This is a genomic window from Azospirillum sp. B506, from assembly GCF_000333595.1.
Lineage (GTDB): Bacteria > Pseudomonadota > Alphaproteobacteria > Azospirillales > Azospirillaceae > Azospirillum.
This window is the reverse complement of sequence record NZ_BADK01000250.1, coordinates 1-1,271: the sequence shown is the minus strand read 5'-3', so window position 1 is coordinate 1,271 and position 1,271 is coordinate 1. Positions and strand designations below refer to the sequence as shown.

The following is a 1,271-nucleotide window of genomic DNA, read 5'->3' as shown; positions in this document are numbered from 1 at the left end:
CATCGGGCTGAACGAGGTGCAGATCGGCATCCTCAAGACCGCGGCCAAGAAGCGCGACTACTACTACCTGTCGCCGGAAGGCCGCCGGCTGTTCTCGCTCGCCCTCGGGCCGGTGGCCCTCGCCTTCGTTGGCGTCTCCGACAAGGAGAGCGTGGTGCAGGTGCGCGAGCTGGCCGCCAGCCATGGCGCCGACTGGCCCTTTCAGTGGCTCCAGAAGAAAGGGGTGCGCTATGACCACCTTCTGTAAAGCGGCCGGCGCGCTCCTGGCCGGCCTCGCCCTGCTGCCGGCGCCGGCCGAAGCGGATGAGTGGGGCTGTCAGGTCCTGCTCTGCATGAGCAACCCCGGCGGGCCGACGCAGTTTGCGGAATGCGTGCCGCCGATTGAGCGGCTGTGGCGGCATCTGCGCCGCGGCGGCAGCTTTCCCACCTGCGATATGGCCGGCTCGCCGCAAAGCGGCGGCTCCTACGTGCAGCAGGTGGTCGACCCCTACGACCTCTGCCCGGCCGGTCTCCAGCCGGCGCCGGCCGGCCAGTGGGTCGGCAGCCGCTCGCTGCTTGCACTCTTACCGCTTGGGGGCCTGCCGGCCGAAGGGGACAACGCCCGGCCGGCCCAGTCGGAAGCGTTGATCACCGGCGACCACGGCGGGCGCCTGGGACCGCGCGCCTGTGTCGGCTCCCTGATGGGCACCACCGTCCAGGGCGGCTCGGACGATGAACGGATCACCGTCTCCATCTACGACGCCGTGCAATGGCTGCAACCGAAGTCGCCGCAAGCCTTCGACGTCTACATCGACTCCCGGCTTTTCCACCGCGTCCGCATGCAATAGGTGCCCCGATGCGCAAGCCCCTCTCCGCCCTTCTGCTGTCTGCCCTGGTGTTCCAGACCTTGCCGGCGCACGCCCAAGGCATCCCGGTGATCGATGTGTCGGCCATCGCGCAGATGATCACCCAGGTCGCCAACCAGATGGAGCAGATCAGCAATCAGGTTCAGATGATCGAGAACCAAGCCCGCACGCTCCAGACGTTGGGCGGCGGCAGCTTCGGTGAGTTGAACGGCAATCTCGGCCAGCAGGTCGGCCAGCTCAACGCGGTGATGAACCGGGTCCAGGGGATCGGCTATCAGCTCGGCGGCATTGAACAGGAATTCAACCAGCTCTTCCCGCCGGGAGCGAACTGGCAGTCGGTGCCGACCGAGGACGTGGCGCCCTATTATCAGCGCTGGTTCAGCCAGCTGCCAGATGCCTCGCGCACGGCGATTGACAGTCAGGGGG

The 1,271-nt window shown here is 67.4% G+C and carries 3 protein-coding genes; all 3 read left to right on the top strand.

Translation table 11 applies throughout. The annotated features are described in order from the left end of the window. The coding region (locus I71_RS07785) for a hypothetical protein (protein ID WP_042693526.1) at positions 1–247 on the top strand (247 nt) is incomplete at its 5' end. Then, positions 231–827 carry a hypothetical protein gene (locus tag I71_RS37200; RefSeq protein WP_042693524.1) on the top strand — a complete coding sequence of 199 codons (597 nt, stop codon included), beginning with the start codon at positions 231–233 and terminating at the stop codon, positions 825–827. The genes I71_RS07785 and I71_RS37200, both read left to right, overlap by 17 nt. A gap of 8 nt (positions 828–835) precedes the next feature. Beyond that, the coding region (locus I71_RS07775) for a type IV secretion system protein (protein ID WP_042693522.1) at positions 836–1,271 on the top strand (436 nt) is incomplete at its 3' end.